This is a genomic window from Herbaspirillum frisingense GSF30 (assembly GCF_000300975.2).
Taxonomy (GTDB): domain Bacteria; phylum Pseudomonadota; class Gammaproteobacteria; order Burkholderiales; family Burkholderiaceae_D; genus Herbaspirillum; species Herbaspirillum frisingense.
In genome coordinates this window covers 1-8,119 of the sequence record NZ_AEEC02000069.1, presented here as the reverse complement: position 1 = coordinate 8,119, position 8,119 = coordinate 1, and the positions used below count along the sequence as shown (strand labels likewise).

The following is an 8,119-nucleotide window of genomic DNA, read 5'->3' as shown; positions in this document are numbered from 1 at the left end:
AGCACCACCAGCTTGTCACCCTTGGCGACCTTGCCGGCTTCGATGCGGCCCATGTAGCCACGGAAATCGTTGGCTTCGTGACCGTTGTGGCGCGCCACCAGCTGCACCGGGAAGCGGAAGGCTTCTTCGTGCGCATCTTCGTAGACCGAGAGCGATTCCAGCAGGGTGATCAGGGTCGGACCCTGGTACCAGGACAGGCGCTCGCTGGCGGTGACCACGTTGTCACCGGCCAGGGCCGACAGCGGAATGGCATGCACATCCTTCAGGCCCAGCTGCTGCGCGAACTGCTGGTAGGCGCCGACGATGCGGTCGTAGACGGTCTGGTCGTAATCCACTAGGTCCATCTTGTTGACGGCCACGATCACGTGCTGGATCTGCAGCAGGTGGGCGATGGTGGAGTGGCGCTTGGTCTGGGTCAACAGTTCCACGCTGCCATCGTCGCCCAGCTTTACCTTGGACACGTCCACCAGGATGATTACTGCGTCGGCCGTGGAGGCGCCGGTGACCATGTTGCGGGTGTACTGCTCGTGGCCCGGGGTATCGGCGATGATGAACTTGCGCTTGGGCGTGGCGAAGTAGCGGTAGGCCACGTCGATGGTGATGCCCTGTTCGCGCTCGGCTTCCAGGCCATCGGTGAGCAGCGACAGGTCCACCGTGTCACCCACGGTGCGCTTGTGCTTGGCGCGCGAGATGGCGTCGAGCTGGTCGGCGAAGATGCCCTTGCTGTCGAACAGCAGGCGGCCGATCAGGGTGCTCTTGCCATCGTCGACGGAGCCGGCGGTGATGAAGCGCAGCAGGCCGCGTTCGTGCGCGGGCGCGGCGGCGTTGGCCAGTTGTTCTTGGGTTGCGGCGGCGTTCATCAGAAATATCCTTCCTTCTTGCGTTTTTCCATCGAGGCTTCGGACGTCTGGTCGTCCATGCGGGTGGCGCCGCGCTCGGTAATCTGGGTCACTGCGGTCTCGGCGATGATGGCTTCCACGGAAGCGGCGTCAGAGGAGACGGGGCAGGTGCAGGAGATGTCGCCCACGGTACGGAAGCGCACCACCTGTTTTTCGACGGTCTCGCCTTCGCGGGCCGGGGTCAGGTCGGTCAGCGGTACCAAGAGGCCATTGCGCGGGATCACCTCGCGCTCATGGGCGAAGTAGATCGAGGGCAGGGCCAGCTTCTCGCGGGCGATGTATTGCCACACGTCCAGCTCGGTCCAGTTGGAGATGGGGAAGACACGCATGTTCTCGCCCGGATGCACGCGGGTGTTATACAGGTCCCACAGCTCGGGGCGCTGGGCCTTGGGGTTCCATTGGCCGAATTCGTCGCGGAAGGAGAAGATGCGTTCCTTGGCACGGGCCTTTTCCTCGTCGCGGCGCGCGCCGCCGATACAGGCGTCGAACTTGAATTCCTCGATGGTTTCCAGCAGCGTCACCGCCTGGGCCGCATTGCGCGAATCGGTCAGCGGATTGCGCAGGCGCACGGTGCCGCGCTTGATCGAATCTTCCACCGAACGCACCACCAGGCGCTCGCCCAGTTCAGCAGCGCGGCGGTCACGGAACTCGATGACCTCCGGGAAGTTATGGCCGGTGTCGATGTGGACCAGCGGGAAGGGGAACTTGCCCGGGCGGAAGGCCTTCTCGGCGATGCGCAGCAGCACCACCGAGTCCTTGCCGCCCGAGAACAGCAGTGCCGGGTTGCTGCACTCGGCTGCGACCTCGCGCATGATGTGGATGGCTTCCGATTCCAGCCAGTCGAGGTGACGGTTGCTGGCGTTGTCCAAAAAGAGTTTGTCTACCGCTGTGTTCATGCCGGGCCTTCCGATGCTTTGCTTGTTGTGGCTTTGATTGTTTCTGATTGTGGCTCTGCTTGAATTCTGGTTCAGCCCGCCGCGTGCGCCTTGATACGCACCAGCTTGCCATCGACCACGTGCAGGCCGCATTCCTTGGAGTCCGGGTTCTCCCACCACCAGCGGCCGGCGCGGATGTCCTCGCCGGGCTGGATGGCGCGGGTACAGGGCTCGCAGCCGATGGACGGGTAACCCTGGTCGTGCAGCGGGTTGTAGGGCACGTCGTTGGCGCGGATGTAGTCCCAGACGTCCTGTTCCGACCAGTCCGCCAGGGGATTGAATTTCTCCATGCCGTGGGCGTCATCGCTTTCCTGCACGTGCAGTTCGGCACGCGTGACCGACTGTGCACGACGCTGTCCGGTCACCCAGGAGGCTTTGCCGCTCAGGGCGCGGTTCAGCGGCTCCATCTTGCGGATGTGGCAGCATTCCTTGCGCAGTTCCACGCTGTCATAGAAGGCATTGGCGCCGTTCTTCTGCACATAGGCTTCGACGGCCTCGGGCAGCGGACGGTAGGGCGCGACCTGGTAATCGTAGGTCTCGCGGATGCGGTCCAGCATGCCCACGGTTTCCTTGTGCAGGCGGCCGGTTTCCAGGGTGAAGATGCTGATCTTGTCCTGCAGCTTGCCGCGCAGGATCAGGTCGGTCAGCACCATGTCTTCGGCCGCCAGGCTGGAGGCCAGCGCCGCCGGAGCGTACTCGGCGGCGATGCGTTCCAGCGTGGCCTGGGTCTTGGCGATCAGTTCTTGCAAGCCTGGGTTAGCCATGGGCTGTCCTTCCTTGTCCAATAGGGCCGTTCAGTCGGCGGCTTGCACCGCTTCGCGCTTGACGCGGCGGAACAGCGGGTTCTTCTCGTCCCAGGAGGTCTGGTACTTCTCGGAGAAGTCGGTCAGGCCCTTGACCGCGTCATGGATGTTCTTGTCGGCGCGCACGGCAAAGGCATCGAAGCCCACGCGCTGCATGTAGAACAGCTGGTCGCGCAGCACGTCGCCGATGGCGCGCAGCTCGCCGGCATAGCCCAGGCGGGCGCGCAGGTTGTAGGCGATGGAATAGCCACGGCCGTCAGCAAACTTGGGGAAGTCCACGGCGACCACCCGGAAATTCTCCAGCTGGCCCTTCAGCTCCTCGGCGCGCTCGTCGCTGGCCAGCCAGACGCCGATCTCGGGGCGCGACTTGAGTGCCTCGCCCTGTGCCTGCCAGACCTTCAGCGGCACGATCACGCGGCCTTCGGGGATGGTCACGCTCTCTGCGCTCTCGCCTTCAGCCAGGCGCAGCACGCTCCAGTCGTCACTGACGACGGTCTTGTTCTTGATGATTTCAGGCATTGGCGTCTTCTCCTGCGACATAGTCGGCCGAACGGATCGGCGTTGCGTATACGAATTCCTTGAACGGGGTCACACCGATGCGGCGCACCGTATCGATGAAGCGTTCTTCCTCATTGCGCTGCTGCACGTAGACCTGCAGCAGGCGGTCGATGACGGTGGGCATCTGGGTGGCCGAGAACGAGGGGCCGATGATCTTGCCGATCGAGGACTCGTTGCCCTGGGCACCGCCCAGCGAGACCTGGTACCACTCGGAACCGTCCTTGTCCACGCCCAGGATGCCGATGTTGCCCACGTGGTGGTGACCGCAGGCGTTGATGCAGCCGGAGATGTTGAGTTCGATGTCGCCGATGTCGTGCTGGAAATCGATGTTCTCGAACTTCTCGGCGATGGCCTGGGCGATCGGGATCGACTTGGCATTGGCCAGCGAGCAGAAATCGCCACCGGGGCAGCAGATGATGTCGGTCAACAGGCCAATGTTGGGCGTGGCCAGGCCGTGCGACTTGGCGGCTTTCCACAGCGCGTACAGTTCGGACTGCTTGACGTCGGCCAGCACCAGGTTCTGTTCGTGGGTCACGCGCAGTTCGCCGAAGCTGTACTGGTCGGCCAGGTCGGCGGCGAAGTTCATCTGGTCGGCGGTGATGTCGCCCGGGGGCACGCCCGGCTTCTTCAGCGACAGCAGCACGGCGGCATAGCCGGGCTTCTTGTGCGCCTTGACGTTGCGCTTGATCCAGTTGGCGAAGCCACGGTCTTCTGCCTTCAGACGTTCATATTCCGCATCCACGGCAGGAAGGTTTTCGTAGGCCGGGTCGGTGAAGAACTTGGCCACGCGCTGCAGTTCTTCCTCGGTCAGGGTGGAGGGGCCGTCCTTGATGTCGGCCCATTCTGCCTCGACCTGGCGCGCAAATTCCTCGGGGCCGATGGCCTTGACCAGGATCTTGATGCGGGCCTTGTACATGTTGTCGCGGCGGCCATGCTGGTTGTAGACGCGCAGGATGGCTTCCAGGTAGGACATGGCGTGCTTCCAGGGCAGGAAGTCGCGGATGACGCTGCCCAGGATGGGGGTGCGGCCCATGCCGCCGCCGACCAGCACGCGGAAGCCCACTTCGCCGGCCTCGTTCCTGAGCACATGCAGGCCGATGTCGTGCACGGCGGTGGCGGCACGGTCTTCGGCCGCGCCGCTGATGGCGATCTTGAACTTGCGCGGCAGGTAGGCGAACTCGGGGTGGAAGGTGCTCCACTCGCGGATCAGTTCGGCGTACGGGCGCGGGTCCACGATCTCGTCGGCGGCCACGCCGGCCAGCTCGTCCGAGGTGGTGTTGCGGATGCAGTTGCCGGAGGTCTGGATGGCGTGCATTTCCACGCTGGCCAGCTGCTCCAGGATTTCCGGGGATTCTTCCAGCTTGATCCAGTTGAACTGGATGTTCTGGCGGGTAGTGAAGTGGCCATAGCCGCGGTCGTACTTGACGGCGATCTCGGCGAACTTGCGCAGTTGGTTGGAAGCCAGCATGCCGTAGGGGATGGCGATGCGCAGCATGTAGGCATGGCGTTGCAGGTACAGGCCATTTTGCAGGCGCAGGATGCGGAATTCGTCTTCGGCCAGCTCATCCGACAGGCGCCGACGCACCTGGTCCCGGTATTGTGCGACTCGCTCTTTGACGATCAGGTGATCGTATTGGTCATAGCGGTACATCTTGTTTTCCCTGTTAACGTCTTGATGGGCGACCCGTGAAGCGAGGTGCGCCCGATTGAAAATCAGCCTACCAAATCAGCTTGACTGCAACGCTCGTCAGCGTAATGGCCAGCAGGCCACGCAAGAATTTCTCCGGCACCGCCCGCGCCGCGAGCGAACCGATGGTGATGCCCGGTACCGACCCCAGCAGCAGGGTGGCCAGCAATTCCCAGTTGATCGACCCCAGCCACCAGTGACCCAGTGCGGCAATGGCGGTCAGCGGGACGGCATAGGCGATGTCGGTGCCGGCGATCTCGGCCGGCGTCAGGCGAGGATACAGCAAGACCAGCAAGGTCGCGCCCACCGCACCGGCGCCGATGGAGGAGATGGTCACCAGCGTGCCCAGCAGGACGCCGGCGGCAATGGTGGCGTTGGACAGGGTAGCGCCTTGCAGCTGGCGTTGCGGGTTGGCATTGAGCCAGGCCTGCATGCGTGAACGGAACAGCAGTGCAATCACGGTCAGGAACACCGAGATGGCGATCGAATAACGGATGGTCAGGGCGATGCCCTCGCTGACGGCGCCGAAATGCTTCAGCAGCAGCGTAGTCACCAGCGCGGCGGGCAGGGCGCCATAGGACAGGCGACGTACCACGTCCCAGCGCACCGTCCCCTTGAAACGGTGGGCCAGCGTGCCGGCGGTCTTGGTGGCCGAGGCAAAGGCCAGGTCGGTACCGACCGCCACGGAAGGGTGGATGCCGAACAGCAAGGTCAGCAGGGGCGTCATGAGCGAGCCGCCACCGACCCCGGTCAGGCCGACCAGCAGTCCTACGGCAAATCCGCTTACTACATAAGAAACAGTCATAACACCTCGCCCATTAGTCTGCGAATCGTAATAAACTTATGTTTCAAACCAAACTACATAGTATTTATTTGCTTATATACGCCTTTGGCATATGGAAATGCGGCAAATGAGGCAGGCGGACGTCGCAAATACAAACGCAAACGCACATGCGGACGCCGCGCAAGGTAGAAGCGAAGGAATTTCCACATGAATCTTCATCAGTTCCGTTTCGTACGTGAAGCGGTAAGGCAGAACTTCAACCTCACCGAGGCCGCCAAGGCGCTCTACACCTCGCAGCCGGGCGTCTCCAAGGCCATCATCGAGCTGGAAGAAGAGTTGGGTGTGGATATCTTCACCCGCCACGGCAAGCGCATCCGTGGCCTGACCGAGCCGGGCCGGGCAGTGCTGCGCTCGGTGGAGCTGATCATGCAGGAGGTGGATGGCCTGAAACGCATCGGCAAGGAGTTCGCCGCGCATGACAGCGGCAGCTTTACCATCGCCACCACCCATACCCAGGCGCGCTACGCCTTGCCCAAGGTGGTGCAGGCCTTCACCCAGAAGTATCCGAAAGTGCATCTTTCATTGCTGCAGGGTAATCCCAAGCAGATCACCGAGATGGTCCGCAACGACCAGGCCGACATCGCCATCGCCACCGAGGCCCTGGCCTCGGGCGAGGGTCTGGTGTCGCTGCCTTGTTATCAATGGGAGCACGTGGTGGTGGTGCCACCCGAGCACCCGCTGCTGCAGTCCAGGAGCCTGACCCTGGAAGAGATCGCGACCAATCCGCTGATCACCTATGACTCGGCCTTCAGCGGCCGCAGCAAGATCGATCACGCCTTCTCGTTGCGCCAGTTGAAGCCCGACGTGGTGCTGGAAGCCATCGACGCCGACGTCATCAAGACCTATGTGGAACTGGGCATGGGCGTGGGCATCATCGCCGGCATCGCCTTCGATGCCGAGCGCGACCGTGGCCTGCGGGCGATTCCGGCGGGCCACCTGTTCGGTACCAATGTCTCGCGCGTGGCCTTGAAGCAGGGTGCCTACCTGCGCGGCTATGTCTATACCTTCATCGAATTGCTGGCACCGACCCTGAACCGCAAGCTGATCGCCCAGGTGATGGAGGGGGAGAAGGACATGTACGAGCTCTGAGCCCGCCAAGGGGTTGATGACAAGGCAAAACGGCCGGATCGATGACGATCCGGCCGTTTTGCCTTGTCCGTACTGCAGTGCGGCTTATGCCACGGCAGTGCGTTCCATGTCGCGGCAGCCGTCCAGCAGGAAGGACAGGCCCACCACCAGCACCAGTTCGCCCTCGGCCGAGCGGGCCGTACCGGTGATGCCGGCCGTGTGGATCGCGGTCAGCGGCTTGATCACCAGGTCGGCCGTGCCTTCCACCGACTCCACCCCCAGGATGTAGGGATGCGGTACCGCCATGACGATGCCCACGCGCTCATTGCCCGGCTCGTAGCCCAGGACACCGGCCAGCGAATTGACCGGCAGCGGACGACCCTGGTCGCGCAGCACCGGGGCACCGCCGACCTCGTCGAAGGTCTCCGGCAGTTCCACCACGCGTTCGACCACCGCCATCGGCAGGGCCAGCGGGGCGCCGGCGCAGCGCACCAGCATGGTCGGGATGATCGACAGTTCGATCGGCAGGCGGATCGAGAACTTGGTGCCCTTGCCGATGGTGGAGTCGATGCGGATGGTGCCGCGATGCTTTTCCACGGCGGTCTTGACCACGTCCATGCCCACGCCGCGTCCGGAGACGCTGGAGGCCACTTCCTTGGTCGAGAAACCGGGCAGGAACACCAGTTGCAGCGCCTCGTCCGAGGTCAGCGCCTGGTGTTCGGTGATCAGGCCCTTGGCCAGCGCCTTGTTGCGCAGCATGTCCGGGTCCATGCCCTTGCCGTCGTCGAACACTTCGATCATGACGCTGCTGCCGGCCTGCCAGGCGTGCAGCGAGATGGTCGCCTTGTTGGACTTGCCGGCGGCGGCGCGGTCCACTTCGATGCCGTGGTCCAGCGAGTTGCGCAGCATGTGCACCAGCGGGTCGTAGAGGCTGTCCACCACCACGCGGTCGACTTCGGTATCGGCACCGGTGATGACCAGGTCCACGTCCTTGCCCAGGTCCTTGGCCAGTTCGCGCACCAGTCGCGGGAATTTCTGGAACAGTCGGCCCACCGGCTGCATGCGGGTGGACAGGGTGGCACGTTGCAGTTCGCTGGAATAACGCGAGGCGCGGCCCAGGGTTTCGGCCAGGGTCGACATCAGCGCGGCAGCCGTGCCTTCGAACTTGAACTGTTGCAGCTTTTCCAGCAGCACGGCGGCCTGGTTGGCGGCCTGCACCGATTCGCCGGCCACTTCCAGCAAGGCGTCGAGCTTGCCGGCATCGATACGGATGCTTTCTTCCTTGGCACCGCCGCCCGTGTCACTGGCGCGACGGTTGTGCTGGG

8 protein-coding genes are annotated in these 8,119 nt (G+C 63.5%); 1 reads left to right on the top strand and 7 read right to left on the bottom strand.

The genetic code is table 11. The features are described 5' to 3' along the window. The 6 genes from HFRIS_RS24195 to HFRIS_RS24170 form a co-directional block, all read right to left on the bottom strand. Window positions 1–860, bottom strand: an 860-nt coding sequence (locus HFRIS_RS24195; protein WP_006465663.1) for a sulfate adenylyltransferase subunit 1, incomplete at its 3' end; no start/stop codon positions are given. Further along, window positions 860–1,795: a sulfate adenylyltransferase subunit CysD gene (gene cysD, locus HFRIS_RS24190; protein ID WP_006465662.1), complete on the bottom strand. Its 936-nt coding sequence runs from the start codon at window positions 1,793–1,795 to the stop codon at window positions 860–862. The genes HFRIS_RS24195 and cysD, both read right to left, overlap by 1 nt. Before the next feature lie 71 nt (window positions 1,796–1,866). Then, entirely contained in the window at window positions 1,867–2,598 is a 732-nt protein-coding gene (locus tag HFRIS_RS24185; RefSeq protein WP_006465661.1) for a phosphoadenylyl-sulfate reductase, read from the bottom strand. A 30-nt stretch (window positions 2,599–2,628) separates the two neighbouring features. Beyond that, entirely contained in the window at window positions 2,629–3,156 is a 528-nt protein-coding gene (locus HFRIS_RS24180) for a DUF934 domain-containing protein (RefSeq protein WP_006465660.1), read from the bottom strand. Beyond that, window positions 3,149–4,846, bottom strand: coding sequence for a nitrite/sulfite reductase (locus HFRIS_RS24175; protein ID WP_006465659.1), 1,698 nt, complete (start codon window positions 4,844–4,846; stop codon window positions 3,149–3,151). Before HFRIS_RS24175 ends, HFRIS_RS24180 begins: the two co-directional genes overlap by 8 nt. Before the next feature lie 67 nt (window positions 4,847–4,913). Beyond that, the gene (locus HFRIS_RS24170; protein WP_006465658.1) at window positions 4,914–5,687 is read right to left on the bottom strand and encodes a sulfite exporter TauE/SafE family protein; all 774 of its coding nucleotides are present in this window, start codon (window positions 5,685–5,687) and stop codon (window positions 4,914–4,916) included. Between the two features lie 186 nt (window positions 5,688–5,873). Between HFRIS_RS24170 and HFRIS_RS24165 the strand changes: the two genes are divergently transcribed. Then, a complete protein-coding gene (locus tag HFRIS_RS24165) occupies window positions 5,874–6,815 on the top strand; it encodes a CysB family HTH-type transcriptional regulator (RefSeq protein WP_006465657.1) in 942 nt (313 codons plus the stop codon). A gap of 84 nt (window positions 6,816–6,899) precedes the next feature. On the opposite strand, the gene HFRIS_RS24160 is transcribed toward HFRIS_RS24165, so the two are convergent. Continuing rightward, a partial coding sequence (locus HFRIS_RS24160; RefSeq protein ID WP_006465656.1) for a chemotaxis protein CheA occupies window positions 6,900–8,119 on the bottom strand: 1,220 nt, incomplete at its 5' end.